We start from the raw sequence: 26,036 nt of genomic DNA, 5'->3' as shown, positions 1-26,036 counted from the left end.
CTGCGCAAACGCAGGGTACTTTGCCAACGCGCAACAGAAAGCACATCCTGATTGTCGAGGATTTCAAACGGCAAGTCCAGCCTTGCCTGCCTTACTGTGGCGTCTAACGCTGCAAACGGAAATCCACCTGGGCCGGACGGCCAGCAATATGCAGGCGGCTGACGGCCCGTGGCGCCTCCGCCAGCACCTTACCACGCCGCATAACCAGCCGGCGCGCCGCGCGCAGGCGGATCGCGGCGACCGGATCGGGCGCATCGAGCAGCACCAGATCCGCATGGTGGCCCACCGCAATGCCGTAGCCCTGCAGGCCGAGGATGCGGGCCGGGTTGCTGGTGACGGCCTGATAGCAGGCCCGCATGGCATCCTGCCCCGTCATCTGCGCCACGTGCAGGCCCATGTGCGCCACTTCCAGCATATCGCCCGAGCCCAGGCTGTACCACGGGTCCTGCACGCAGTCGTGGCCGAACGCCACCTCGATGCCGGCCGCCAGCAGTTCCGGCACGCGCGTCATGCCGCGCCGTTTGGGATAGCTATCGTGCCGCCCCTGCAGGGTAATGTTGATGAGAGGGTTGGCAATCGCCGCCACGCCCGCTTCGCGTATCAGCGGCAGCAGCTTGCTCACATAATAGTTGTCCATCGAATGCATGGAAGTCAGGTGCGAACCGGCCACCCGCCCCTGCAGGCCTAGCCGCTGGGTTTCATAGGCCAGCGTTTCGATGTGGCGCGACAGGGGGTCATCCGATTCGTCGCAATGCATGTCCACCATCAGGCCCCGTTCGGCCGCCAGTTCGCACAGCAGGCGTACCGAGGCGGCGCCGTCCGCCATGGTGCGCTCGAAGTGCGGGATGCCGCCCACCACTTCCACCCCCATATCGAGCGCACGGCGCAGATTGGCCAGCGCCGTCGGGCTGCGCAGCACACCATCCTGGGGGAAGGCCACCAGCTGCAGATCGAGGTAGGGTGCTACCCGGCGCTGTACTTCCAGCAGCGCTTCCACCGCCAGCAGGCGGTCGTCGCACACGTCGACATGGGAGCGGATGGCCAGCAGGCCGCGTGCCACGGCCCAGTCGCAATACTGCAGAGCCCGCTCCACCAGCGCCTGCTGGCTCAGTTGCGGCTTGAGTTCGGCCCACAGCGCTATGCCTTCCAGCAGCGTGCCGGAAGCATTCACTCTGGGCAGGCCGTAGCTGAGGGTGGCGTCCATGTGGAAGTGGGCATCGACAAACGGGGCGCTGAGCAGATCGCCCTGCGCATCGATTTCCTGCGCCCCGCGCAGCGGCAGGGCCGGGCCCAGCGCCGTAATGCGTCCGGCCGTGATGGCCACATCCACGCCGCGCTGGCCATCGGCCAGACTGGCATTGCGGATCACTGTATCGACCGAGACATCCATATGCGCTCCCGCCTATTTTTTCCAGTATGAGAATTCCGTTTCATAGCACTCGGTCTGCAATTCGGCGATCCGGTCCTGCATGGCCGCCTGCGCATCGAGTATGGCCTGATTGTAGACAGAGGGGCCAATTTCACGCAAACAGAAATCCAGCAGCAGCCTTGCCTTCAGCTCACCCACTTCCTCGTCCAGATGCTCGGCGCAATAACGTTGGATAGAGCCGATCAGGCGCTGCTCCGCATCTTTCTCCAGCTTGATCGCCATGGTGGCGTCCTTTCATGAAAACCCGTAAATTATTGCGCCGCAGTAATTCATTGGTAACGAGATACGAAAATGCTTTTCAAGCCCAATATTCAAGGCTAGAATCAAATTATTGCATCGCACCAAATCCACCGGCAGAGCGCAACCATGCCGACATTCTAATCGCCCAGGAGAAACCATGTCTTCGATCACCGAGCAGTTTTCCGTAGCCACCCGCAGCCAGTTAGAAAACCAGATCACCCTGCTCAACACGCTGGCCAGCAGCGCCGTTGCAAGTGCCGAGAAACTGTTTGCGCTCAACCTCAATACCAGCCGCGCCAGCGTGGCCCAGAGTTCCGCCACGGCCAGGAAGCTGCTGGCAGCCCGTGGCCCGCAGGAACTGCTAGAACTGAACAAGGCAGACACCCTCAATTTCGACCAGCTGTTCGACTATGGCCGCGCGCTCTACAGTATCGCTGCCAGCGCCCAGACGGAACTGCTGCAAAACGCCAAGGCCAGCCTGCAGAAATTCAGCCCGAACAACGCCGCCGCCCAGCCAGCCCCCGCCCAGGCCGAGGTGCCTAAACTGGTAGCCGTGAGCAAGCCTGTGGCCGAGAAACCCGCTAGCGCCAAGCCGGCAGCCGCCAGGCCGGTAGCAGCCGACGTGCCCGCACCAGTCGTGGCGGTGGAAGCCGTGGCCGTGGAAATCGTTACGACTGCTCCCGCGCAGGCCCAGCTGATCGAAGCGGAAGTGGTGGAAGCCCGGGAAGTGCCGGTAGCCAAAGCCGCTCCCAAAGCCAAGCCTGCCGCCAAAGCCAAGAAATAAACGCCTGCGTCGTGGCTGTCGCGCGGTAATAGGGCAGGAATAGCGCGCGCAGAAGTCGCAAACAGGGCCAGGGGCAGGAAAACACCGGGCAGCAATCAGGCGGGATCAGCGCGGGCAGCATGCCCGCCCTGATCCCGCCTTGCTTTGGTGTATCCTAGCGGGCTGTAAGCTTCATGCTGGGTTCTATGGCAACACTCTCTCGATTGATAGGCGGCTTTGTGCGCCAGCACAGCCGCGCTTATGCGCTCTCGGCCATCATGCTGGCCGGCGTGGCGACACTCACCATCTGGGTGCCGCGCAAGGTAGGCGCCATGATAGACGGACTGGCCAGCCATACGCTAGGCGGTAGCGAGCTGCTGCGCGAAATCAGCTATCTGCTGCTGATCGGCGCCGGCATCTATTTTCTGCGGGTGGGCTGGCGCCAGATTCTGTACGGCGCGGCCTACCAGCTGGGCGTCTCGCTGCGCACCCGCCTCTACACCCGGTTGACGCTGCAGGGCCCCGCCTTCTACCAGCAGCAGCGCACGGGCGACCTGATGGCACTGGCCACCAACGATATCGACGCCATCGAAATGGCGGCCGGCGAAGCCATGCTGGCCGGCTTCGACGGTGCGCTCACGCTGGCCATGGTGCTGGGCGTGATGCTGCTGGGCGTGGACTGGCGGCTGGCCTGCATCGCCCTGCTGCCCTTCCCGCTGATGGCATGGTCATTCTGGTTCATATCCGGACATATCCACACGGCGGCCACGGAAACCCTCAAGCATTTCAGTGCCCTCAACGACCATGTGCAGGAAACCCTGTCCGGTGTGCGCACCTTGCGCGCACTGGGTCTGGAACAGCGCAGCGCGCAGCATTTCGCCACGCTGGCGCAGCACGCCTCCGATGCCAGCCTGCGTGCGCAAGTGTGGGAAGCGGCCTATGAACCGGCTGTCGGCCTGACCCTGACGGCGGCCGGCGGCCTGACGCTGGGACTGGGCGGCTATCTGGTCTGGCAGCAGCAGCTGACCATCGGTGCGCTGACCAGCTTTACCATGTATCTGGGCCAGCTGATCTGGCCCATGTTTGCGGCCGGCTGGGTACTCTCGCTGATCGAACGGGGCCGCGCTGCCTGGCAGCGTTTGCAGCCCATGCTCGATGCGCCGCTGGTGATCGACGATCACGGCACGCTGGCGCAGGTGGCCAGTGGCGCGCTGGCGCTGCAGCATGTGAACTACCACTATCCGCAGCAGACGGCGGCCGCGCTGGCAGACGTCACGCTGACGCTGGCCGCCGGCCAGACGCTGGGTCTGGTGGGCCCTACCGGCAGCGGCAAGAGCACCCTGCTGCGCGTGCTGCTGCGCCAGCTCACGCCGCAGTCGGGCAGCGTGGTCTGGGCCGGCCAGCCGCTGGCAAGCTACCAGCTGCAGGCGCTGCGCGCTGCGATTAGCTGGGTGCCGCAGGAATCCTTCCTGTTCTCGGCCTCGATCGCGGAGAATATCGCGCTGGCGCGACCCGATGCGACTAGCGCCGAGATCGAACAGGCAGCCCGTCTGGCCGATATCCACGACGACATCCTGCGCTTCCCGCAAGGCTATGCCACCCCCGTGGGCGAAAAAGGCATCACCCTGTCCGGCGGCCAGCGCCAGCGCGTCGCCATTGCGCGTGCCCTGCTGGCCGATAACGATCTGCTGCTGCTCGACGATGCCCTGTCGGCCGTCGATACGGGTACGGAAACCCGCATCCTGCAGCATCTGGAACAGCTACGCCAGCAGCGCAAGGGGCGCAGCGCCATCATCGCCAGCCACCGCCTGAGTGCCGTGGTCAACGCCGACCTGATCGTGGTGCTGCACGCCGGCCGCATCTGCGAAACGGGCAGCCACGAACAGCTGCTGGCCGCCGACGGCTGGTATGCCAGCCAGTGGCGCTATCAACAACTGGAAGCCAGTCTCGATGCATCCTGAATCCACCAGTAAAACCCCGGCCGCCCAGGCGTTCCGCCCCGCGCTGGCGCTGCTGCAGCGCGCCGCCCGGCCCGATCTGCACCACCTGTGGCGCGCCATCATCTGGCTGGTGCTGGCTGCCCTGCTGGAAGTGCTGGGCCCCATCATGGGCAAGGCGCTGATCGACGAACACCTGCTGCCGCACCATCTGGACTGGCCGCGCATGGCCGCGCTGCTGGCCGGCGTGGTGCTGACGGGCTGGATCGCCAGCGGCCTGCGCTACCTGCAGCTGGTGCGCCTGTCCGGTCTGGCCATGCGCTCGGTGATGCGCTTGCGCGAAATGGTCTACAGCCATGTGCTGCAACTGCCCATGGCCTACTTTGACCGCGCCATCACGGGCCAGCTGGTGTCGCGCGTCACCAACGACACGGAGGCCGTGAAGACCCTGTACATCCAGGTGCTGTTCGTGATGCTTGACAGTTCCATCGTGCTGATCGGCACGGTGGCTGCGATGGCATGGCTGGACTGGCATCTGATGCTGATCGTGCTGGCCCTGCTGCCCATGGTGCTGCTGATCGTCTGGCTGTACCAGCGCTGGAGCGCGCCGGCCGTGACGCGCGCCCGCGCCCTGCGCAGCGACATCAATGCGCAGATGGCCGAATCGATCGCCGGCATGAGCGTGCTCCAGGCCAGCAATGCCGAGCGCCGCTTCGGCCAGCGCTTCGCCCGCACCAATCAGGACCACTACCACGCCCGTCTGGCCGAACTGCGCGCCAATGCCTGGCTGCTGCGCCCTGCGCTCGACCTGTTCAACATCATCCTGCTGGCAGCCGTGATTTTCCTGTTCGGCCAGCGCCCCATGACGGCGGCCGAAGTGGGCGTGCTGTATGCATTCATCAGCTATCTGGCACGCGTGATCGAACCGCTGATCCAGATCACCATGCAGTTCAGCCAGCTGCAGCAGTCGGTCGTGGCCAGCGCCCGCGTCGCCACCCTGCTCGACGAAACCCGCGCCGACGACCATGCCGGCAGCGCCCCGAGCGCAGCGGCGACGGATGGCGCCGCCGTCAGCATCGAGCATCTGAGCTTTGCCTACCATCCCGGCACCACCGTGCTGCACGACCTGTCGCTGCAGATCGCCAGCGGCAGCTATATCGGCATCGTCGGCCACACGGGCAGCGGCAAGTCCACCCTGCTGGCACTGCTGCTGCGCTATTACACGGCGCAGCAGGGCAGCATCCGCCTGTATGGCACGCCGCTGGCCAGCATCGCCAATCAGCGCTTCCGCGCCGAAGTGGGTCTGGTGCCGCAGGATCCCTTCCTGCTGGCCGCCTCGGCACGGGAGAACATCGACATGGGGCGCGGCCTGTCCGATGCCGCCATTGAAGCGGCGGCACGGGCGGCCCATGCCCATGATTTCATCTGCGCGCTCGATCAGGGCTACGACAGCCCGCTGGGCGAAGGCGGATCGCGCCTGTCGGTGGGCCAGAAGCAGCTGCTGGCCATCGCCCGGGCACTGGCCGGCCAGCCGCGCATCCTGCTGCTCGACGAGGCCACCTCGCACATCGATTCCCAGACCGAGCAGATCGTGCAGACGGCGCTCGATGCCCTGCGCGGCCGCGTCACCGTGATCGCGATTGCGCACCGCCTCTCGACCATCCGCGATGCCGACCGCATCATCGTGCTCAACCATGGCCGCATCGCCGAACAGGGGGCGCACGAGCAATTGATGCAGATAAACGACGGCATCTACCAGCGCCTCTACCTGTTACAGCAACTGGCTGCTTGAATCTGCTCCACGCAAGCATTATATTTTTTTAAGATCCATCCCCACACCGGTGCAGCAATCCAACAGTTGCCGCACCGCTAGCGCAGAAACTGTGGCGTTTTCGCGAAAATGCGGGTTTGCGCGGGATTTCCAATCAGCAACAAGAATATAATCGACTACACTATTTAATTGCGCCATCATCCGAGGAGACTGATCGTTGGCAGCACGGATACCCCGCCCACGGCAGCACCGTAGCGCGCTCGCGCTGGCTGCTGCATTGCTGTTGTCGCCGCTACTGGCCTCGGCACAGACCGAGGGATCCGGTATGTATCAGCGCATCCTCGATATCCGCGACCAGAGCCGCTTCGTTCCGGAAAAAGCCCTGACCCAGCTACAGGCCCTGCAAGCCAAGGCAGAGCAGGAGCCGCCGGCCACCCGCGCCGAACTGATCAACCAGCTCAGCGTGGCCCACTTGCGCACGGGCCAGCTCGACGCTGCCATGGCCGACACGGAACAGCTGATCAGCTTCGGCCGCGCCCAGCACGACGATGCCATGCTGGCCAAAGGCCTGCTCGCCAAGAGCTATGTGCTGTTCGAAAAAGCCGAAGCCAGCGCGGCCTACCAGCTGGCATTCGAGGCCGAGAAACTGGCCAACAAGAGTAGCGATCTGGCCCTGCGTTCGCAGGCCCAGGTAACGGTGGGACAGGCCTATGCCGAACAGGGCGATTTTCCTACCGCCCTGAGCAAGATCCAGCAGGCGCTCGATACGGCGCGCGAAGCGACCAGCGATCCCGTCATGCTGTTCGGCGCCCTCAATGCACTGACCAAGCTGTACACCCAGATGAAGGAGTACGACAAGGCCGACCTCACGCTGCAGGAAATGCTGGAGCTGGCGGGCCAGTTGCATTCACCGGGGCGCATGGCGGCGGCCAAGACCACGGAATACGTACTGGCGGTGGAGATCGGCCAGTACAAGCGCGCCATACAGGCGCAGCAGCTGGCGCTGGACCTGATGCGCAAACTGGGCTCGGAACGCGGGGTGGGTATGGCGCTGGGCAATCTGTCGGACGCCTATCTGAAGCTGCACGATTATGCACGCGCCGCCCAGTACGCCAACGAATCGCTGCGTTCGACCCAGAAATCCGGCGACCGCAGCATGGAATCCACTGCCCGTGCCAATCTGGCCCAGGCCTATCTGGCCATGGGCCGTATTGCCGAAGGCAAGCAGCAATACGAACAGGCCCTGAGCCGCTATGAGCAGGAGAATAACAAGCCCTTGCTGCAGGCCATATTGCGCGAATACGGCGAGGCGCTGGAACGGGTGGGCGATACGGCCGGTGCCGTCTCGGCCTATCACCGCGAGCGCACTATCTCCGACCAGCTGTTCGAACGGCGCCGCCAGCAGGCCGTGCTGGAGCTGCAGGAGAAATACGAGACGGAGAAGAAGCAGCGCCAGATCGAACTGCTAAGCCGCGACAACCAGCTCAAGGGCACCGAGCTCGATAACAAGCGCCTGCAGCAGCGCGTGTGGTGGCTGCTGGCACTGGTGACGGCACTGGGCGCCCTCATCGTCGGCATGCTGTACCGCCGCGTACGCCATGCGAATGCCCAGCTGGAAGTAAAGAATCTGGAACTCAAGGCCCAGTCGGTGCGCGATCCTCTCACGGCGCTGTACAACCGCCGCCACTTCCAGGACTTCATGCGCGCTCTGCCGCACGGCGATGCGCGCGAGTCCGATCTGGTGGGCGCCCTGTTCCTGCTTGATGTCGACCACTTCAAGCATATCAACGATAGCTACGGCCACGCAGCCGGCGACGCCGTGCTGAAAATGCTGGCCGAACACCTGCGCGTGGCGCTGCGAGAAACCGATATGATCGTGCGCTGGGGCGGCGAAGAATTTCTCGCCTATCTGCCGGCCGTATCCCGCCACGGCATAGACGATGTGGCACGCCGCATCCTGCGCAGCATCGCGGCCCAGAAGGTGGAATACCAGGGGCACAGTATCACGGTGCAGGTTTCGGTCGGCTATGCACCCTACCCGCTGGCACCCGACGGCACCCCGCTGCCATGGGAACGGGTGGTGAATCTGGTCGACATGGCGCTGTATCTGGCCAAGGCGCATGGCCGCCACCGTGCGTATGGCCTGCGCGGCTTCGCCAACTTCGAACACACCACGCTGGAAGCCATCGAGCAGGATCTGGAACGGGCCTGGCGCGCCGGCTTCGTCGATCTGTCCGTGGTGCTGGGCGATGCGCCCGATGCCGTGCCGCCCAGCCCGAACGAAGCCAATAACGTGGTTCACATCAAGCACGCCCATAAAAATAGCCACGGTACCTGAGACGGTACGGTGGCTATTCGTACGGACGGCGGATTTTTTCCCGCCCCCGCTGGCTTATTCGGCGTTGATTTTCTTCGGTGCAGCGGGCGGTGCAAACGCAATGGTTTCCGCTTCCGGTGCGCCGTCGAGGGCATCCGACTGATCCAGCCAGTTACGCAGCTTTTCCATCCGGCGTATCAGTATGCCCTTGTGGCTGATGTAACCCACCTGCTCGAAATTATCAGCCTTGACCGTCATTTTCGAGACGGTAGGCAGATTGTCGACCAGCCGGTCGAAGGCCTTGCGGGCCTTGTGTTCCCACTTCTGCAGATGCGCTTCGTTGAAACGGTTGCTCTCGTAATAAATCGTCAGCGTGCGGTCGTGATTACCAAAGCCGACGATCGCCGCACCCTTGCGCACGGCTTCCAGCACATCAGGTTTGATGTTCGGGGTCGGCACAAACAGGGCCGCGCGGCCCGTTGCATCCGGCCGCTCGTACGGCAAATCCTGTCCCATTAATACGCTCATCACGCTTCCTGTTGTTATGTTGCTGCTAGGCTATATTTCGATTCTATCCTGCGATTTTGCACAAGACAAGGAGAAAGCGTAGGAACGTGGCGTTGCGGATAATCAAGCTGGCGCAAGCCGTATAATGCCGGCTGTCCCCATTTAACTGCTTTGCTGCCCTTGCCACCATGAACTCCCCTACCCCTGCCAGCACCACTCCTGCCAGCCCTTACGGCGTGATTCCGGAATCTGCAGTGGATACGGCAGCCATCAATATCGGCAACACGGTGCGCATCGCCATCGGCCTGACCGAGCAGCAGGCCGCCCTGATCGTGCATGACCAGCGCACCGATCTGAACCGCGCGCTGACCGAAGGCTACCGCCGCAGCCTGCCGCAAGCCGAATTTATTGACTTCGACAGCGTTACGCCGGAGCAGGTGCTGGCCGCGTTCGACCGTTATCAGGCCGGCGATCTGGTGGTGCTGATCCAGTCCACCAGCTTCCGGCTGGAAGCCTTCCGCGTCCGCATCGAGCTGTTCAAGCGCGGCCTGAAAGTGATCGAGCACGTGCATCTGGCGCGCATGCCCGATACGGCGCAGGGCCTGCTCTACATCGACGCGCTGGCCTACGACCCGGCCTATTACCGCGGCGTGGGCCACGCGCTCAAGGCGCGCATCGATCAGGCGCCGTATGGCGTGGTCGATAGCGGCGCGGGCGAGAAGCTGGTATTCGGTTCGCCGTTCGAAACGGCCAAGCTGAATATCGGCGACTACAGCGCCATGCAGAACGTCGGCGGCCAGTATCCGCTGGGCGAAGTGTTCACGGAAGCGCAGGATCTGGAAGCCGTGAATGGCCGCGTGCGCATCTACGTGTTCGGCGATACCAGCTTCCGCGTCAACCATCCGGCCACACCGATTACCCTGATCGTGGAAAAAGGCCGCGTCAGCGGCACTGAAAACAGTACGCCGGAATTCGACACCGTACTGGAACTGATACGCGCCCATGAAGGCGAAGTCTGGCTGCGCGAACTGGGCTTCGGCATGAACCGCGCCTTCTCGCGCGAACGCATGGTGGCCGACATCGGCACCTACGAGCGCATGTGCGGCATCCACCTGTCGCTGGGCGCCAAGCATGGCCAGTACGCCAAGCCGCAGTTCCGCCGTGCCGATACGCGCTACCACATCGACGTCTTCGCCATCACCGAAGGCGTATATCTGGGCGAGGAATGCGTGTACCGCGACGGCGCCTGGCAGGTCAGCCCCGGGCAGGCCAGCCCGGCCGCCTAAGAGGCCAGCAGTCCCGCTGCCATCAGCTCTCGGTCCCACGGCGGCACGGGCTGGTACTCGGCCAGCAGAAAATCGATCAGGGCACGCACCTTGGCGGACGGCTGGCGGCTGGCCGGATACAGCGCGCTCAGATGGTTGAGCGGCAGCGCCCAGTCCTGCAGCACCGGCACCAGCGTGCCGGCCAGTAGCGCACGCCATGCCAGAAAAGTGGTGTTGTAGACGATGCCCAGCCCGCGCTGGGCCGCCTGCTGCAGCACCACGCCATTATTTGCCGTAAAGCTGGCCGCTACGCGCACCGACTCGCGCTGCTCGCCCCGTACAAACTGCCACAGCGTGCCATCCGTCAGATGGCTGAAATGCAGGCAGCGGTGCTGCTGCAATTCCTGCGGGTGGCGCGGTACGCCGTAGCGTTGCAGATAATCGGGCGAGGCACACAGCATGCCGCGACACGGTGCCAGCGGACGCATGGCCAGCGCGTGCACATCCGGAATTCCGCCGACACGGATAGTCAGATCAAATCCGTGCGCAATCGGGTCGAGCAGAGCGTCGTCCACGTACAACATCGGTGTCAGCTGCGGATGCAGTGCAGCGAAACGCGCCACGGCGTCGGCCAGCCACTCGCTGCCGAAGCTCGACGGTGCCTGGATGCGCAGCGGCCCCGTCAGTCCCGCCCCCGCCGTCGCCTGACTGACCTGATGCAGGGTACGGGTGGCTTCCAGCGCCTGCGCCAGCGTGGCCTGGCACGGCGCCAGATAGGCCAGCCCCGCATCGGTCAGGCTGACCTCGCGTGTGGAACGGTGCAGCAGCCGGGCCTGCAAACGCTCTTCCAGCTGAAGTATGTGCTTACTGACCATGGCCCGCGTCAGGCCCAGCCGGCGGCCGGCCTCGCTGAAGCTGCGCCAGCGTGCCACCTCGACAAAGATTTCCATCGCCCGTAACTGATCCATGCCGCCATTGTCTCGATTCTGGCGACAATGTGTCAACCATCGCCCCATTGTAGGCGTCTGCTTGTCGCCCTAAACTGCCAAATTGCACTGTATTCGCCCTCAAAAACGGAAAACACCATGCTGACTGACATCCAGAAACAACAATACCAACGCGACGGCTACATCGTCCTGCCGGACTTCAAATCGGCCGGGCAGATCGCCGCCCTGCGCGCGCGCGCCGAACAGATCGTCGATGCCTTCGATCCCAGCCAGCGTTCCGGCATCTTCAGCACCATCGAACAGGAAAAGACCAACGACGCCTACTTCCTCGGCTCGGACAACACCATCCGCTGCTTCTTCGAGGAAGAAGCTTTCGGCCCGGACGGCCAGCTGAAACAGCCCAAAGCCCTGTCGATCAACAAGATCGGCCACGCCATGCACGATCTCGATCCGGTGTTCCGCAGCTTCTCCAGCGACGCGCGGCTGGCCGAACTGGCGCGCGATCTGGGGCTGGCCGAAGCGCAGGTATGGCAATCGATGTACATCTTCAAGCAGCCCGGCATAGGCGGCGAAGTACGCTGGCATCAGGACGCCACCTACTTCGATACAGACCCCATCAGCGTGACCACCTTCTGGTTTGCGCTGGAAGACGCCACCCTGCAGAACGGCTGCCTGTGGGCCGAACCGGGCGGCCACAAAGGCCCGATGCGCGAGCGCTTCCTGCGCAACGGCGACGAGCTGCGCATGGAAACCCTGAGCACCCAGCCCTGGCCTGACAACAGCACCGCCGTGCCGCTCGAATGCAAGGCCGGCAGTCTGGTGTGCTTCCACGGCCTGCTGCCGCACTACAGCGCGCCCAACCGCTCGCCCATCTCGCGCCACGCCTACACCCTGCACGTAACGGACGGCGCCACTGCCTATTCGCCACACAACTGGATACAGCGCGACGCCAGCTTCCCCGTGCGAGGCTTTATCTGATGAAGATCGAGATCTTTGCCGCCCACTGGGGCAATAACGAACTGGCGCCGGACGTCTTCATCGAGCGCGTCAAACAGGCCGGCTTCGACGGCATCGAAATGTCGCTGCCACTGGACGTGGCAGAGCGCGAAGAATGGACTACGCGCATCGCCGCAGCGGGGCTGGGCCTGATCGTAGCGCAATGGGAAACCGTCTTCCATAGCGACTTCGCAGCGCACCGCACGGCACTGGAACAGCTGCTGCACAACGCCTGCGCAGCCCGTCCGCTGCACGTCAATTCGCATACGGGCAAGGACTACTACACGCGCGAGCAGAATCTGCAGCTGCTGCAGCTGGCGGCCGATATCTCGCGCCAGCATGGCATCCCCATCGTGCACGAAATCCACCGCAGCCGCTTCAGCGGCCACCCCATGCTGCTGCTGCCCTATCTGCAGCAACTGCCGGAGCTGCAGCTGACGGCCGACCTGTCGCACTGGTGCTGCGCCTGCGAATCGCTGCTGGAAGACCAGCCGCAGACGCTGGCCGCCACCCTGCCGCAGGTGCGCCACATCCATGCCCGCGTCGGTCATGCACAAGGCCCGCAAGTGGCCGACTTCCGCGCACCGGAAGCGCAGGCTGCGCTAGAGGCACATCTGGGCTGGTGGGATGAAATCATCCGCCTGCGCCGCGCCGCCGGTGCCAGCCGCATGACGCTGACGCCGGAGTTCGGCCCCGTCCCCTACACCCAGACCCTGCCCTATACGCAGAAAGAAGTATCGAATGCGTGGGAACTGAATGTCGCCATGCTGGCACTGCTGCGCCAGCGCTATGCCTGAAGCGGCTGTTCTTCCGGCGGCAGCTGCAGCGGCAGCACCAGTGTCACCGTGGTGCCCTGGCCGGCCACCGACTCCACCTGTATGGTGCCGCGCAGGACGCCGGTGACGATGTTGTAGACGATGTTCATGCCGAGGCCGGAACCACCCTGCCCCAGTTTGGTGGTGAAGAAGGGATCGAAGATCTTGCGCAGCGTGCCCGGCGACATGCCGACGCCGTCATCGCTGAAGCGCAGCGTGACGGCATCGGGACTATCGAGCCGGCCCTCGATGCGGATGCCGCCGCAGTCGCGCCCATCGAAGCCGTGCAGCAGCGAATTGCCGATCAGATTGCTGAGCACCTGGCTCAGACTGCCCGGATAGGAATCGAACTCCACCCCGGCCGGCAGATCCACCGTGACATGGCAGGCGCTGCGGCGCAGCTGGGCGGCGTAAGTGGCCAGCGTGTCATGCACCACATCATCGAGCTTGAAGCGGCGGCGCTGGCCGCTGGCCTGATCCACCGCCACCTGCTTGAACGAGGTAATCAGGTCGGCGGCGCGGGTCAGCGAACTATTCATGATGTCGCAGGCTTTGCGCGCATCCTGCATATGGGCTTCCAGTGCCGAGCGTTTCAGGCCGCCGTCGTTGGCCAGCTTGTGTTCCAGTTCGCGCACCATGTCGCTCAGGGCGCTGGCCGTCAGCAGGCTGTTGCCGATAGGCGTATTCAGTTCGTGCGCCACGCCGGCCACCAGCGCGCCCAGCGAAGCCATCTTCTCTGACGTCAGCAGATTGGTCTGGGCCTGCTTCAGGGTCTCCGTCAGCGCAGCCAGATCGGCGCGCGCCTGCTCCACCTTGTGCTTCTGCCGCTCCAGCTCGGCCAGACTGTATTCCAGCCCGTGACGCGCCACCGTCATGCGCCGGGTCGATACCAGCAGGGCTGCAATCAGCGCGCTGATGATTACGCCGGCAATGCCGATCAGGATTACCGGCCATGGTGCGCGCGTATAGCGGCTGCCGGCATGGCCCTGCACCTCCACCTGCCACTGGCGCATGCCCACCACCATGGGCATCTGCACGGCCAGATCTTCCAGCGCAGCGGGCGCTGCTGCTGTTACTGCTGCGCTGCCGGCCCGGCTGTCGTACATCAGCGTTTGCGCACTGGGCGCCAGCGGCGTGGCATCCTGCCGGTAGCCGCGGTCCTGTATGCGCACATGCAGGTGCTCCAGCATGGCCGGATCGATCACTTCGCGCATCAGCGTATTGACCTTGAAGACGATGGCCACAAAGCCCACCAGCGCTGCTTCGCGCTGGGCTGCCGTCTGCAGTTGCACGCCATTGAGATACACTGGCGCACGGGCCACAAAGCCGGGCTCGCCGCTACTATCCTGTACCAGCGTGATGCGCTCGGTGGCGACGATCTGGCCGCTATCGCGCCCCAGTTGCAGCGCACGCAGATGGGGTGGCAGCGCCGCCAGATCCAGCCCGAAGGCGGCCTCGTTGCCCTTTAGCGGCTCGGTATATTCGATCACATAATGCAGCTGCTGGCTGCTGACCGGATGCACACTGAAGGCCGGATAGCCATCCTTGCGTACGCTGCTGCTGAATTCCTGCAGGCGCTGCTCGGGCACGCGCCGCACGAACTGTATGGCCTGAAAACCGGGGTAGCGCTGGTCCAGCTGGAGCTGGTTCACATAGCGCTGGAAGCGCTGGCGGTCCATGCCGTCGTCGAGCGCATACACGCCCTTGATGGCCAGCAGCACATCGAAATAGGTCTGCAGCCGGGTCTCCGTATCGCGCACCACTTTTTCCGCATCGCGCTCGAAGTTGCTGCGGATCTGGTGACGCTGCGCCGTCAGCACGATCTGGCAGGTCGCCAAGGTCAGACATAAGCCCACGATAAATGCCAGATAGCCGCGCGATTTAAGCATGGGTGCTAGCGCCTATTCCAGCGCAGCGGGCGCACTGGCGGGAGTATCGGCCTCGTCGCGGTAGCGCGCGGCGATCTCCATGAATTCCTCTTCTATGGTCAGCATGGCATCGACCACATCGGGATCGAAATGTTCGCCGCTCCCCTGGCGTATCATTTCCATCGCCGTCTCGTGGCTGAAGGCCGGCTTGTAGACACGCTTGGAAATCAGCGCATCGTACACATCAGCCACCGCCATCAGGCGCGCCGAGATGGGGATGGCATCGCCCACCAGCCCTTGCGGATAACCGCTGCCATCATATTTTTCCTGGTGCGAGTAGGTGATTTCGCGGGCAAAGCGCAGGAAGGTGTTGGAGTAACCAAGCTGCTGCTCCACCGCCACGATGGCATCGCGGCCATACACCGTATGCTGTTTGATGACGGCGAATTCGGCTTCCGTCAGGCGGTCCGGCTTGAGCAGGATGGCGTCCGGTATCGATACCTTGCCGATGTCGTGCAGCGGCGCGGCCTTGAACAGCGCCTTGATATTCGCTGCACTCAGCTCGTCGGCAAAGCGCGGATGGCTGCACAGCTGGCGCCCCAGCGCTGCCACATAGTGCTGCACGCGGCGCAGGTGGTTGGCGGTTTCGTATTCGCGCGTTTCGGCCAGCGAAGCCAGCGCCCAGATCATCGCATCGAGCATCTGGCTCAGTTCCACCGTCAGCTCTTCCACCACATGTTCGAGCAGGTTGCGCTGCTGCTTGAGCAGCTCGCGCGAGTGGCGCAGTTCGAGGTGGGCCGCCACGCGGGCGCGCAGCAGATCGGCCAGCACGGGCTTGTGCAGCACATCCACGCCGCCCTCGAGCAGGGCGCGCGCTTCGTCGGCTTCCTGCTGCAGGAAGATCACGGGGATTTCTGCCGTATCGGGACTGGACTTGAGCTGCTGGCAGACGTTGTAGCCATCCATATCGGGCAGCGCCGTATCGAGCAGCACCAGATCCGGCCGCGGCACCTGCTGCATCAGCTGCAGCACGCCGGCGCCCTGGTTCGCCAGCAGCACTTCATAGTGCTCCTGTAGCATCCCGTTAATCGAGATCAGGTTGTCCGCCGCTGCATCGGCAATCAGTACGATGGCCTTCCTGGTGTTCATCCGCTGCTACTCCCAAGGTTAATCCCTACCGTTATATTAACCGACCATAGTGCCTGCCAGACATTTTTCTCCGCTTAATTTGGTGCCCCGGCAACGCCGGCAGCGCCGCTTTGCTTGCAATTGTATCGCGCACTACCTATACTGGATGCATGACTACTCAAGCTCCACTATCTGCCGTACCGCAACTGGACCAGCAGTTGTGCTTCGCGCTGTACTCCACCTCGCTCGCGATGAGCAAGCTGTACCGCAAGCTGCTGCGCGGGCTAGGCCTGACCTACTCGCAATATCTGGTCATGATGGTGCTGTGGGAACGCAATGATCTGACCGTATCGGAAGTGGGCGAACGCCTGTTTCTTGATTCCGCCACCCTGACGCCGCTGCTCAAACGCATGGAGCAGGCCGGCCTGCTCACGCGCGCGCGCGCTGCCAGCGACGAGCGCCAGGTCATCATCAGCCTGACGCCGCAAGGCGACGCGCTGCGCCATGAAGCCGCCAAACTGCCGCCTTCCATTCTGCAGGCCACGCACTGCAGCGTGGATCAGGTGGTCGGTATGAAAACCCAGCTGGACGCCCTGCGCGCCAGCCTGATGTCCGCCAGCTAGATCACACCATGACCAGTCCCGCACCGTTCTACACCCACCCCTCGCAAATGGCCGAAGCCCTGCGCAAGGATGGCTATGCCATTCTGCCGCCGCAGGATGTGGCCGCTCTAGCCGGCGTGCCGCTGGCCACGCTGAACCAGCTGATTCCCAGCTGGGAAGGACTGGAGCCCGATCTGTACATGAAAGACGGCGGACGCTACCGGCGCCGCCGCCATTCCTGCTTCATCCTGCATGGCCGCGAACTGCAGCAGACGGCCCACCGCGCCCACTGGCAGCCGCTCGAATACAACGCCCTGCATGGCGGCATGAACCGTCTGTTCGAACCCATGCTGGCCGAGACCGTGGCCCTGCCCGCCTGGCCGGCCCTGCTACAGGGACTGGGGCAGCTGTGCAGCGCCGCGCGCCGCAGCAGCACGCCATGGTACGTCGAAGCGCACCAGTTCCGCATCGACACGACGGACGGCATAGGCCGGCCCACGCCGGAAGGGGCGCACCGCGACGGCGTCGATTTCGTCGCCGTAATCCTGATCGGACGCAAGGATATCAAGGGCGGCGAATCGCGCCTGTTCGAAGCGGACGGCCCCAACGGCAAACGCTTCACCCTGACCGAGCCATGGACCCTGCTGCTGCTCGACGATGCCGCCGTAATCCACGAATCGACCCCCATCCAGCCGCTGCAGCACTACGGCCACCGCGACACACTGGTGCTGACCTGGCGCAGCAACGGCTTCCAGGGCCAGCCCTGAAATCAGGACCGCAGCGCAGCAGAGGATTTAATTTTTTGCCAATCTGGCGAGAACGACAGCGTAGTTCTACGGTATTGCACCGCAACATAAACGGGACTATAGTAGAACTGTCTCCTCCGAATGTCGCCTGACATTGGAACTATGCCCGCCCATCTGGTCGCGGGCATTTTTTTATTCTCCCTACAATATTTTCCTCAGCCATACGACTGCACTGCATCAGTTGCAGATTCAGGCAGGGGGACGGCTTCGTTCCCATGGCGGCTTGCGCGCCTTAATTTAAACAACTGATTTAGTTATATCAATCGTTTAAATTATGTGATGTAATGGCGCCATGAACGCAAAATCATCCTCACTTCCAGTCCACGACGACAGCCGCAAACCCCGCTCCGATGGCGAGCAATCGCGCATCCGCCTGCTGCAGGCGGCCACGCGCCTGTTCGGCAACCATGGCTACAGCCGTACTTCGACGCGCGAGATCGCCCGGGCGGCCGGCGCCAACGTGGCCGCCATCAGCTACTACTTCGGCGACAAGGCCGGCCTGTATCAGGCCTGCTTTGCCACCATGTGCGAACCGGCGCCCGACAACATCGCCCAGTTCGACCAGCCGCACTACACGCTGCGCCAGTCGCTCGACGGTTATTACCGCCAGCTGCTGGCGCCCTTGCTGGCGGGCGAAGATGCCCAGCAGCTGGTGCGCCTGTTCTACCGCGAAATGCTGGAACCGACCGGGCTGTGGGAGCGTGAAATCCACAACAACATCAAACCGGAACATCTGGCGCTGGTGGGAGTGCTGAGCCGCCATCTGGGCCTGGCGCAGCCGGACGATCGCGTGCACCGGCTGGCCTATGCGCTGGTCGGCATGGCCATACAGATGCTGGTCGGGCGCGACATCATTCATACCATCACCCCTCACCTGCTGGCCACGCCGCAAGCCGTGGCCGAATGGCTGCAGTATCTGGGCGGCTACGCCGAGGCACTGGTGCAGGCCGAGAAAAACAAACTTCAACAAGGATAAGCATGAAGCTACTTCAACGCACGGGGGCCCTGGCTGCCGTGGCAGCGCTGAGCGCCTGCGCCACCTCAGTGCCTGCGCCCCATGTGACGGCGCAGGTGCCGCCACAGTGGCAGGCGCCCCTGCCCCATCACGGTAATCAGACCGAACTGGCCAACTGGTGGCGTGCCCAGAACGATGCCCTGCTGGTGCAGCTGATCGATGCAGCGCAGGCAGCCAGCCCGAATGTGGCGGCAGCGGCCAGCCGCATTGCCCAGTCGCGCGCCGAACGTGTGGCTGCCGGCGCCGCGCTGGCGCCCTCGCTCGATGCGGCTACCAGCATCAGCCGCGCCAACCAGCAATCCACGCTACCTATGGGCACCGTGTCGCAGGCTGCCCTGCAGGCCAGCTGGGAGATCGACCTGTTCGGCGCCAACCGTGCAGCGCGCGATGCCGCGCAGGAGCGCTACGACAGCGCCCGCGCCGGCTGGCATGATGCGCGGGTCTCGGTGGCCGCCGAAGTGGCCAACCAGTATTACGGCCTGCGCGCCTGCGAACAGCTGCTGGCCGTGACCAGACAGGATGCCGCTTCGCGCGCCGATACAGCACGCCTGACGGAACTCAGTGCGCAGGCAGGCTTCCAGTCGCCCGCAAGTCTGGCACTGGCACGCGCCAGCGCAGCCGATGGCAATAGCCGCGCCATCGCCCAGCGCGCGGCCTGCGATGTCGATGTCAAAGTACTGGCCGCGCTGACGGCGATCACCGAACCGGAACTGCGCCGCCAGCTGGCGAGCGCCGGCAGCACGGGCAACCTTGCAGCAACCGGTGCCGCTGGTGCTGGCGCCGGTGCCACTGCAGGTACTGACGCTGGCGCAGCAGCCAGCGCCCCAGCCATCGCGATTGCCGAACTACCAGCCAGCACCCTGAGCCAGCGCCCCGACGTCTTCAGCGCCGAACGTGCCGTCAGCGCCGCCAGTGCGGACGTCGGCACGGCGCAGGCCGCGCGCTATCCGCGCCTGACCCTGTCTGGCTCGGTCGGCGTGGCAAATTTCCGTGCCGGCGGCGACAACACCAAAACCGATACCTGGACTATCGGCCCGCTGTCCATGACCCTGCCCATCTTCGATAGCGGCAAGCGCAGCGCCAATGTGGAAGCCACGCGGGCCCGCTACGACAGTGCCGTCAGCAGCTACCGCGCCACCGTGCGTCAGGCGGTCAGCGAAGTGGAACAGGCACTGGTCAACCTCGATGCCAGCGCCGCGCGCAGCAGCGATGCCCAGACCGCACTGCAAGGCTATCGCGTCAATTTCAGCGCTGTCGAACAGCGCTACCAGAGCGGGCTGGCCAGCCTGTTCGAACTGGAAGACGCACGCCGCACCCGCCTGGCGGCGGAGCAAAGCGTGATCAATCTGCAGCGCGAGCGCAGCGCTGCCTGGGTGGCGCTGTACCGCGCCGCCGGCGGCGGCTGGTCCACCGCCAGCACTGAACCGACCACCGGCACCAGCCCTGCGGCTGGCACCGATAGCGCCAACCGCAACGGCACTCCCGCCCTCGCCAGCCCCCAATAATCCCTGCACGCCATGAAAACTCTGAAAACCTCCTACAAGCCTGTCGCCCTTGCCCTGCTGGCGATCTTCACTGCCGGCGTGATCGGCATGACCCTGTTTTCGCCTGCCTCGCACGCAGCCAGCGATGCCAAACCGGCTACTGCCAAGCCAGCCCTGACCGTCACCACCGCCAGGCCCGAAGCCGCGCGCCTGCCCATCAAACTGGCCGCCAACGGCAATGTGGCCGCATGGCAGGAAGCCAGCGTCAGCAGCCAGTCGAATGGCCTGCGGCTGGCCGAAGTGCGCGTCAACGTGGGCGATGTAGTCAAAGCTGGCGATGTGCTGGCCGTGTTTGCCGCTGAAACGGTAGAAGCCGATCTAGCCCAGGCCAGGGCAGCCCTGCAGGAAGCCGAAGCCAATGCTGCCGAAGCCGTGGCCAATGCCGCCCGTGCGCGCAGCCTGCAGAACACCGGCGCCCTGAGCGCCCAGCAGATCAGCCAGTACACCACGGCCGAACAGAGCGCCAATGCGCGCATCGCTTCCGCCAAGGCGGCACTGTCCAGCCAGCAGCTGCGCATGAAATACACCAGGGTGGTGGCGCCCGATAGCGGCGTGATTACGGCACGCAGCGCCACCGTGGGTGCCGTGTCCGGCACCGGCACGGAACTGTTCCGCATGATTCTGCAAAGCCGCCTCGAATGGCGTGCCGAAGTGGTGGCTGCCGATCTGCGCCAGCTCAAGCCGGGCACCACGGCCAGCGTCAAAGCCGCTAACGGCAGTGTCGCCAGCGGCAAGATCCGCATGATCGCCCCCACCGTGGATGCGCAGACCCGCTCGGCGCTGGTCTACGTCGACCTGCCCGCCAGCGCGGCCAGCGGCAAGGATGCGCCATTCAAGGCCGGCATGTTCGCCAGCGGCCAGTTCGATCTGGGCACCTCCGACGCCATCACTGTGCCGCAACAGGCCATCGTGGTACGCGATGGCTTCAGCTTCGTATTCCGCCTGAATGCGGATAACCACGTCAGCCAGATCCGCGTGCAGCCGGGCCGCCGTCTGGGCGAGCGCATCGAAGTGCTGAGTGGCCTGAATAGCGACACGCAGGTAGTGGTGCGCGGCGCCGGCTTCCTCAACGATGGTGATCTGGTACACAACGTCGCCGACACCGCCGCTGCCGCCAAAGTCGCATCCAAAGAAGCAACCAAAGTGGCCGCCAAATAAGGAACGCCGATGAACTTCTCTGCTCTCTCCATCAAGAACCCGATACCGGCGATCATGCTGTTTGCATTGCTATCGCTGGCCGGCATGATGGCTTACAAAGCCAATCCGGTACAGGATTTCCCTGATATCGAACTCCCCATCGTGGTCATCACCGCCACACTGGACGGCAGTGCGCCGGCCCAGCTGGAAACCGAAGTGGCACGCAAGATCGAAGATTCGGTCGCCACCCTGCAAGGGGTGAAAAACATCTACACCACGGTGCTCGATGGCGTCGCCACCACCACGGTGGAATTCATCCTCGAAAAGCAGATCGCCGATGCCGTCAACGACGTGCGCGATGCGGTAGCACGGGTGAAAGCCGATTTGCCGGCCGAACTGCGCGACCCCACCGTCACCAAAGCCTCGACGGCCGGCCGCGTAGTGCTGACCTTTACGGCATCCGCCGCCAAAGCCCCGGGCGAAAAGCTCGACACGCAGGAACTCAGCTGGTTCGTCGACAACGCAGTGTCCAAGCGTCTGCTGGCCGTACCGGGTGTGGGTGCCGTCAAACGGGTGGGCGGCGTCAAGCGCGAAATCCGCGTCGAACTCGATGACACCCGCATGGCGGCGCTGCGCGTCTCCGCCATCGACGTATCACGCCAGCTGCGGCTGGTGCAGAAGGAAGCCCCCGGTGGCCGTGGTGATGTCAGCGGCGCCGAACAGGCAGTGCGTACCATCGCCACCGTCAAGAGCGCGGCCGAACTGAGCGCGATGGAACTGCCGCTGGCCGATGGCCGCCGCGTGCGCCTCGATCAGGTGGCCAGCGTGACCGATACCGTGTCCGAACCGCGCGCAGTAGCGCTGCAGGACGGCGTACCCGTGATCGGTTTCGAAGTGTTCCGCACCAAGGGCGCCAGCGAACTGGCCGTAGCCAAAGGCGCGCGTGCCGCCATAGCGGAACTGGCGCAGGCCAATCCGCGCGTGGAACTCAAGCAGGTGATCGACAACGCCTTCCCGGTCGAAGAAAACTTTGGCGGTTCGATGGAACTGCTGTACGAGGGCGCCATCCTCGCTGTGCTGGTGGTGTGGTGGTTCCTGCGCGACTGGCGCGCCACGCTGGTGGCAGCAGCCGCCCTGCCGCTGTCCGTGCTGCCGGCCTTCCTCGGCATCTACCTGTTCGGCTACACCCTGAATACCGTGACCCTGCTATCGCTGGCACTGGTGGTGGGCGTGCTGGTGGACGATGCCATCGTCGAAATCGAAAACATCGAGCGCCATCTGCGCATGGGTAAAACCCCGATGGAAGCGGCAATGGAAGCGGCCGACGAAATCGGCATGGCGGTGATCGCCACCACCTTTGCGCTGGTGGCCGTGTTCCTGCCGACCGCCTTCATGGGCGGCATTCCCGGCCTGTTCTTCAAGCAGTTCGGCTGGACCGCCGTGGTAGCCGTGCTGGCTTCGCTGGTCGTCGCCCGTCTGCTCACGCCCATGATGGCCGCCTATCTGCTCAAGCCTGCCACCCATGCACAGCAAGCCGATGGCTGGCTGATGACGCGCTACATGAAAGTGATGCGCTGGTGCCTGCAGCACCGTCTGGTCACGGCCAGCGCTTCGATGGCCTTCTTCGTCGGCTCCATCATGCTGGTGGGCCTGCTGCCGACCGGCTTCGTGCCGGCCGCCGACCGTTCGCAGACCCAGATCAATCTGGAACTGCCACCCGGCTCCACTCTGGCCGAAACCAGTGTGGTGGCCGAGCGCGCCCGCGCTGCGGCGATGGAAGTCAAAGGCATCAAGTCGGTGTTCAGCTCCATCGGCGGCGGCTCCAGCGGCGACGCTTTCGCTCCCGGTGCAGCCGCCGAAGCGCGCAGCGCCGTGCTGACCCTGACCACCGTGCACCGCAACGAACGCAAAGCTTCCATGGCCGATCTGGAAGGCGAAATCCGCGACAAGCTCAACGCCATACCCGGCGCCCGCTTCAAGGTGGGCCCGCCCGATAACGGGGTGAAGATGCAGCTGGTGCTGCGCAGTGAGGACCCGGTGGCGCTGGCCGAATCGGCGCAGAAGGCCGAGCGCGAGCTGCGTACCCTGAAAGGCGTGGGCAATGTGCGCTCCAGCGCTTCGCTGGTGCGGCCGGAAATCATCGTCACGCCGGACTTCGCCAAAGCGGCCGATCTGGGCGTGACGGCAGCGGCCATAGGCCAGACTGTGCGCGTGGCCACGGCCGGCGACTATGACACCGACCTGACCAAAATGAATCTGCCAGAACGTCAGGTGCCTATCCGCGTCAAACTGCCGGACGCCGTGCGCGCCGACCTCGACGCCATCGGCCGCCTGACCGTGCCGGGCAAGAACGGCCCTGTGCTGCTGGCTACCGTGGCCAGCATCGCAGTAGAAAGCGGTCCGGCCCAGATCAACCGTCTGAACCGCAGCCGCAACGTGATGCTGGAAGTGGAACTGGGCAAACGGTCGCTGGGCGAAGTCAACGAAGAAGCGCGCGCCCTGCCCACCCTGAAAAACCTGCCGCCTTCCGTGAAAATTGCCGAACTGGGCGACACCCAGGAAATGGCCGCGCTGTTTGCCAGCTTCGGCATCGCCATGCTGATCGGCGTGCTGTGCATCTACTGCGTGCTGGTACTGCTGTTCAAGGACTTCATGCAGCCGGTGACGATTCTGGCCGCCCTGCCGCTCTCCATCGGTGGCGCCTTCGTGGCCCTGCTGATTACGGGCCGCGCCCTGTCCATGCCATCCATGATAGGCCTGATCATGCTGATGGGGATCGTTACGAAAAACTCTATCTTGTTAGTTGATTATGCTATTCTGGCGCGTCAGGAAGGCATGAGCCGCTTCGAAGCACTGGTAGACGCCTGCCACAAGCGTAGCCGTCCTATCCTGATGACCACCATCGCCATGGGCGCGGGCATGATGCCGCTGGCGCTGGGTCTGGGTGCCGACCCGAGTTTCCGTTCGCCGATGGCGATCACGGTGATCGGCGGGCTGATTACCTCGACCCTGCTTAGCCTGCTGGTAGTACCGGCCGTGTTCACCTACATCGATGATCTGGAGCACCTGCTGAAACGGCTGATGGCAAAACTGCGCCGCCGCCCGACCCGGCATGACGATGATCAGGATGGCCGTAGCGTCACGCCGCTGCGTCAGGTTGCCGGAGGTGGCCACTAGACCGAATATCGCACAACCAGAGTAAGCAAAGGGGCAGGACATGGAATACGACATCAGGCAGCTGGCACCGGTACGGGTGGTCTACCTGCGCTACAAAGGGCCGTTCGGTCCTGCCCTCGGCGAATTCTGGCAGGAAGTCTTCACCCCGTGGCAGAAAGCCATGGGGCTGGTAAACAAAGTCACTTACGGTGTGGCGCTCGATGATCCGGCCAGCACCCCGGCAGCCGAATGCCGCTACGACGCCTGCGTTGAAGTGTCGGCCGAATACCCTGTGCGCGAACCGGCCCGCGCAGCCGAACTGGCGGGCGGCAGCTACGCCGTGGCCCAGTTCCATGGCACGGCCGCCGACGTAGGCCCGGCATGGGGCGCTTTCTTCGCCCAGCTGCAGGCCGAAGGCAAGCAGCCAAGCGGGCCCTGTTTCGAACGCTATGCGGCCGATTACGCCATGGATCCCGCTAGCGGCACCTTCCACGCAGAGCTGTGCATACCGCTGTAACCGGGCTGTAAAGAAGCTGATACAAATCGGACCGCAGGGGTCGCCATGAATATGCGATACTCCGAGCCAGTACAGGAACTATTTCAGAACATGGCGTTTTTTCGCAAGCTGCAGCCTTTACCCGCAACGGCAATGGCGCCGGGCCGGCGCATTATGCTGGCCAAGACCACGCAACTGGGTGATCTGGTCATCAGTCTGCCCATGGCCGCCGCACTCAAACAGCACGACCCGCGCTGCACCGTCATCCTGCTGACCAACCGCCGCACGGCCGACATCGCGCGCCACTGCCCCGATGTGGACGAAGTCTACGCCGCGCCGGAAGACGGGGCCGAACTGACCGCACTGCTGGCTTCCGTGCGGCCCGATATCTTCATCCAGGTCAACCCCTGCCGCCGGCTGGCCCAGAGCGCCTACGATGCGGCGCTGCCCATCCGTATCGGCTCGCTGTTCCGGCTGTATAACTGGCAGCGCTGCACCCATCTGGTGCCGATCTCCTCGCCCAACTCGGGCCTGAATAAGCGCCTGCTCGATCTGCAGTATCTGCGCCCGCTGGGCATCATCGTCAATGACGCCACGCAGATACCGGCGCTGTATCACCTCGCGCCGCCGGCCGGCGCAGCTGCCACGCCGGCCGGTGCCAGCACAGCTGCGGCCACGCTGCATCCTGCCCAGTTTGCACAGGGCCGCCGCACCGTGATCCTCAGTCCCGCGCTGGTAACGGCACGCTCGCACCAGTGGCCACTCGAGTTCTATACAGAGCTGATCGAGCGCATCGACCCACGCGAAGTACACTGGTTCATCTGCGGTACGGCCGAAGACCGCGCCTGCCTGCAGCCGCTGCTGCAGCGCCATGCCCACGCGGAGAATGTGACGGATATGGTGGGCCGTCTGTCGCTGACGGAATTCATGGCCTTTATCAGCCAGTGCGACGGACTGGTGGCCGGCAGCACGGGGCCGCTGCATCTGGCCGCCGCGCTGGGCATCCACACGCTGGGCCTGTTCCAGTCGCGCCGCAGCGATGTGCAGCGCTGGCGCCCGCTGGGGCCCATGGCCAGCGTGATCCACAGCCATGTGCGCTGCCGCGGCGAACGCCGTCTGGCCCATGGCACCAGCGTGATCCCCTGCCCCTGCATGGCAGCGATTCCACCCGCCACCGTGGCCGAGCATGTGCGCAGCTGGTTCAGCATGCGCGGACAGCCGAACTAAATTCGGCTGCAAGCCTTATTCTCAGGACAGAGCGGACAAAAAAGGCTCCCGGTGCGGCCAAGTCACGCGA

General features: G+C 64.1%; 21 protein-coding genes. 15 read left to right on the top strand and 6 right to left on the bottom strand.

Annotated features, from left to right (window positions below; translation table 11 throughout):
• Positions 1-103: 103 nt before the first annotated feature.
• Together GTP23_RS03215 and GTP23_RS03210 are read right to left on the bottom strand one after the other, a co-directional pair.
• Positions 104-1,390, bottom strand: coding sequence for an amidohydrolase family protein (locus GTP23_RS03215; RefSeq protein ID WP_161033831.1), 1,287 nt, complete (start codon positions 1,388-1,390; stop codon positions 104-106).
• Between the two features lie 12 nt (positions 1,391-1,402).
• A complete protein-coding gene (locus GTP23_RS03210; RefSeq protein ID WP_161033830.1) occupies positions 1,403-1,651 on the bottom strand; it encodes a DUF2164 domain-containing protein in 249 nt (82 codons plus the stop codon).
• Positions 1,652-1,826: 175 nt separating this feature from the next.
• On the opposite strand from GTP23_RS03210, the gene GTP23_RS03205 reads away from it, so the two are divergent.
• From GTP23_RS03205 to GTP23_RS03190, 4 genes are all read left to right on the top strand, one after another.
• A complete protein-coding gene (locus tag GTP23_RS03205) occupies positions 1,827-2,453 on the top strand; it encodes a phasin family protein (protein WP_161033829.1) in 627 nt (208 codons plus the stop codon).
• Between the two features lie 185 nt (positions 2,454-2,638).
• The gene (locus GTP23_RS03200; protein ID WP_161033828.1) at positions 2,639-4,393 is read left to right on the top strand and encodes an ATP-binding cassette domain-containing protein; all 1,755 of its coding nucleotides are present in this window, start codon (positions 2,639-2,641) and stop codon (positions 4,391-4,393) included.
• Positions 4,383-6,161 carry an ABC transporter ATP-binding protein gene (locus tag GTP23_RS03195; RefSeq protein WP_161033827.1) on the top strand — a complete coding sequence of 593 codons (1,779 nt, stop codon included), beginning with the start codon at positions 4,383-4,385 and terminating at the stop codon, positions 6,159-6,161. The genes GTP23_RS03200 and GTP23_RS03195 overlap by 11 nt, the downstream gene beginning before the upstream one ends.
• 196 nt (positions 6,162-6,357) lie before the next feature.
• On the top strand, positions 6,358-8,478 hold the full coding sequence (locus GTP23_RS03190; RefSeq protein ID WP_308494786.1) for a tetratricopeptide repeat-containing diguanylate cyclase: 2,121 nt from the start codon (positions 6,358-6,360) through the stop codon (positions 8,476-8,478).
• Between the two features lie 54 nt (positions 8,479-8,532).
• On the opposite strand, the gene GTP23_RS03185 is transcribed toward GTP23_RS03190, so the two are convergent.
• The gene (locus GTP23_RS03185; RefSeq protein ID WP_161033826.1) at positions 8,533-8,985 is read right to left on the bottom strand and encodes a hypothetical protein; all 453 of its coding nucleotides are present in this window, start codon (positions 8,983-8,985) and stop codon (positions 8,533-8,535) included.
• A 167-nt stretch (positions 8,986-9,152) separates the two neighbouring features.
• On the opposite strand from GTP23_RS03185, the gene GTP23_RS03180 reads away from it, so the two are divergent.
• Positions 9,153-10,250 carry a M29 family metallopeptidase gene (locus GTP23_RS03180; RefSeq protein ID WP_161033825.1) on the top strand — a complete coding sequence of 366 codons (1,098 nt, stop codon included), beginning with the start codon at positions 9,153-9,155 and terminating at the stop codon, positions 10,248-10,250.
• Here the strand turns inward: GTP23_RS03180 and GTP23_RS03175 are convergent.
• Positions 10,247-11,197 (bottom strand): LysR family transcriptional regulator, encoded by a 951-nt coding sequence (locus GTP23_RS03175; protein WP_229255903.1) that lies wholly within the window; start codon positions 11,195-11,197, stop codon positions 10,247-10,249. The two genes, GTP23_RS03180 and GTP23_RS03175, sit on opposite strands and share 4 nt — an antisense overlap.
• A 117-nt stretch (positions 11,198-11,314) precedes the next feature.
• Here GTP23_RS03175 and GTP23_RS03170 point away from each other — a divergent pair, with 117 nt between their 5' ends.
• Complete coding sequence (locus GTP23_RS03170; RefSeq protein ID WP_161033824.1) at positions 11,315-12,154, top strand: phytanoyl-CoA dioxygenase family protein; 840 nt, start codon at positions 11,315-11,317, stop codon at positions 12,152-12,154.
• Positions 12,154-12,969 (top strand): sugar phosphate isomerase/epimerase family protein, encoded by an 816-nt coding sequence (locus GTP23_RS03165; RefSeq protein ID WP_161033823.1) that lies wholly within the window; start codon positions 12,154-12,156, stop codon positions 12,967-12,969. The genes GTP23_RS03170 and GTP23_RS03165 overlap by 1 nt, the downstream gene beginning before the upstream one ends.
• Here GTP23_RS03165 and GTP23_RS03160 read toward each other — a convergent pair.
• Both GTP23_RS03160 and GTP23_RS03155 read right to left on the bottom strand, forming a co-directional pair.
• On the bottom strand, positions 12,960-14,876 hold the full coding sequence (locus tag GTP23_RS03160) for a CHASE domain-containing protein (RefSeq protein WP_161033822.1): 1,917 nt from the start codon (positions 14,874-14,876) through the stop codon (positions 12,960-12,962). The two genes, GTP23_RS03165 and GTP23_RS03160, sit on opposite strands and share 10 nt — an antisense overlap.
• Before the next feature lie 12 nt (positions 14,877-14,888).
• On the bottom strand, positions 14,889-16,004 hold the full coding sequence (locus GTP23_RS03155; protein ID WP_161033821.1) for an HD domain-containing phosphohydrolase: 1,116 nt from the start codon (positions 16,002-16,004) through the stop codon (positions 14,889-14,891).
• A gap of 149 nt (positions 16,005-16,153) precedes the next feature.
• Between GTP23_RS03155 and GTP23_RS03150 the strand changes: the two genes are divergently transcribed.
• The 8 genes from GTP23_RS03150 to GTP23_RS03115 all read left to right on the top strand — a co-directional run bounded on the left by GTP23_RS03150 (position 16,154) and on the right by GTP23_RS03115 (position 25,966).
• A complete protein-coding gene (locus tag GTP23_RS03150; protein ID WP_161033820.1) occupies positions 16,154-16,606 on the top strand; it encodes a MarR family winged helix-turn-helix transcriptional regulator in 453 nt (150 codons plus the stop codon).
• 8 nt (positions 16,607-16,614) lie between these two features.
• Positions 16,615-17,352 carry a 2OG-Fe dioxygenase family protein gene (locus GTP23_RS03145; RefSeq protein ID WP_161033819.1) on the top strand — a complete coding sequence of 246 codons (738 nt, stop codon included), beginning with the start codon at positions 16,615-16,617 and terminating at the stop codon, positions 17,350-17,352.
• A gap of 331 nt (positions 17,353-17,683) precedes the next feature.
• Positions 17,684-18,367, top strand: a complete 684-nt coding sequence (locus GTP23_RS03140; RefSeq protein WP_161033818.1) for a CerR family C-terminal domain-containing protein — start codon at positions 17,684-17,686, stop codon at positions 18,365-18,367.
• Positions 18,368-18,369: 2 nt separating this feature from the next.
• Positions 18,370-19,911, top strand: a complete 1,542-nt coding sequence (locus GTP23_RS03135; protein ID WP_161033817.1) for a TolC family protein — start codon at positions 18,370-18,372, stop codon at positions 19,909-19,911.
• Positions 19,912-19,923: 12 nt separating this feature from the next.
• Positions 19,924-21,108 (top strand): efflux RND transporter periplasmic adaptor subunit, encoded by a 1,185-nt coding sequence (locus GTP23_RS03130; protein ID WP_161033816.1) that lies wholly within the window; start codon positions 19,924-19,926, stop codon positions 21,106-21,108.
• Positions 21,109-21,117: 9 nt separating this feature from the next.
• Positions 21,118-24,264 (top strand): efflux RND transporter permease subunit, encoded by a 3,147-nt coding sequence (locus GTP23_RS03125; protein WP_161033815.1) that lies wholly within the window; start codon positions 21,118-21,120, stop codon positions 24,262-24,264.
• Between the two features lie 40 nt (positions 24,265-24,304).
• Positions 24,305-24,760 (top strand): AraC family transcriptional regulator, encoded by a 456-nt coding sequence (locus tag GTP23_RS03120; RefSeq protein ID WP_161033814.1) that lies wholly within the window; start codon positions 24,305-24,307, stop codon positions 24,758-24,760.
• 90 nt (positions 24,761-24,850) lie between these two features.
• Positions 24,851-25,966, top strand: coding sequence for a glycosyltransferase family 9 protein (locus GTP23_RS03115; RefSeq protein WP_161033813.1), 1,116 nt, complete (start codon positions 24,851-24,853; stop codon positions 25,964-25,966).
• Positions 25,967-26,036 lie beyond the last annotated feature (70 nt).

This window comes from Duganella fentianensis, assembly GCF_009857835.1.
Taxonomy (GTDB): domain Bacteria; phylum Pseudomonadota; class Gammaproteobacteria; order Burkholderiales; family Burkholderiaceae_D; genus Rugamonas; species Rugamonas fentianensis.
The sequence above is the reverse complement of the archived record's forward strand: the minus strand, read 5'-3'. Positions and strand labels throughout refer to the sequence as shown.

Bases quoted from the DNA above. Each gene is read 5' to 3' on its own strand.
- GTP23_RS03135 (WP_161033817.1), top strand. From the start codon at position 18,370: ATGAAGCTACTTCAACGCACGGGGGCCCTGGCTGCCGTGGCAGCGCTG.
- GTP23_RS03150 (WP_161033820.1), top strand. From the start codon at position 16,154: ATGACTACTCAAGCTCCACTATCTGCCGTACCGCAACTGGACCAGCAG.
- GTP23_RS03155 (WP_161033821.1), bottom strand. From the start codon at position 16,004: ATGAACACCAGGAAGGCCATCGTACTGATTGCCGATGCAGCGGCGGAC.
- GTP23_RS03115 (WP_161033813.1), top strand. From the start codon at position 24,851: ATGGCGTTTTTTCGCAAGCTGCAGCCTTTACCCGCAACGGCAATGGCG.
- GTP23_RS03210 (WP_161033830.1), bottom strand. From the start codon at position 1,651: ATGGCGATCAAGCTGGAGAAAGATGCGGAGCAGCGCCTGATCGGCTCT.
- GTP23_RS03200 (WP_161033828.1), top strand. From the start codon at position 2,639: ATGGCAACACTCTCTCGATTGATAGGCGGCTTTGTGCGCCAGCACAGC.
- GTP23_RS03130 (WP_161033816.1), top strand. From the start codon at position 19,924: ATGAAAACTCTGAAAACCTCCTACAAGCCTGTCGCCCTTGCCCTGCTG.
- GTP23_RS03140 (WP_161033818.1), top strand. From the start codon at position 17,684: ATGAACGCAAAATCATCCTCACTTCCAGTCCACGACGACAGCCGCAAA.
- GTP23_RS03165 (WP_161033823.1), top strand. From the start codon at position 12,154: ATGAAGATCGAGATCTTTGCCGCCCACTGGGGCAATAACGAACTGGCG.
- GTP23_RS03120 (WP_161033814.1), top strand. From the start codon at position 24,305: ATGGAATACGACATCAGGCAGCTGGCACCGGTACGGGTGGTCTACCTG.
- GTP23_RS03195 (WP_161033827.1), top strand. From the start codon at position 4,383: ATGCATCCTGAATCCACCAGTAAAACCCCGGCCGCCCAGGCGTTCCGC.
- GTP23_RS03185 (WP_161033826.1), bottom strand. From the start codon at position 8,985: ATGAGCGTATTAATGGGACAGGATTTGCCGTACGAGCGGCCGGATGCA.
- GTP23_RS03205 (WP_161033829.1), top strand. From the start codon at position 1,827: ATGTCTTCGATCACCGAGCAGTTTTCCGTAGCCACCCGCAGCCAGTTA.
- GTP23_RS03215 (WP_161033831.1), bottom strand. From the start codon at position 1,390: ATGGATGTCTCGGTCGATACAGTGATCCGCAATGCCAGTCTGGCCGAT.
- GTP23_RS03180 (WP_161033825.1), top strand. From the start codon at position 9,153: ATGAACTCCCCTACCCCTGCCAGCACCACTCCTGCCAGCCCTTACGGC.
- GTP23_RS03125 (WP_161033815.1), top strand. From the start codon at position 21,118: ATGAACTTCTCTGCTCTCTCCATCAAGAACCCGATACCGGCGATCATG.
- GTP23_RS03170 (WP_161033824.1), top strand. From the start codon at position 11,315: ATGCTGACTGACATCCAGAAACAACAATACCAACGCGACGGCTACATC.
- GTP23_RS03145 (WP_161033819.1), top strand. From the start codon at position 16,615: ATGACCAGTCCCGCACCGTTCTACACCCACCCCTCGCAAATGGCCGAA.
- GTP23_RS03160 (WP_161033822.1), bottom strand. From the start codon at position 14,876: ATGCTTAAATCGCGCGGCTATCTGGCATTTATCGTGGGCTTATGTCTG.
- GTP23_RS03175 (WP_229255903.1), bottom strand. From the start codon at position 11,197: ATGGATCAGTTACGGGCGATGGAAATCTTTGTCGAGGTGGCACGCTGG.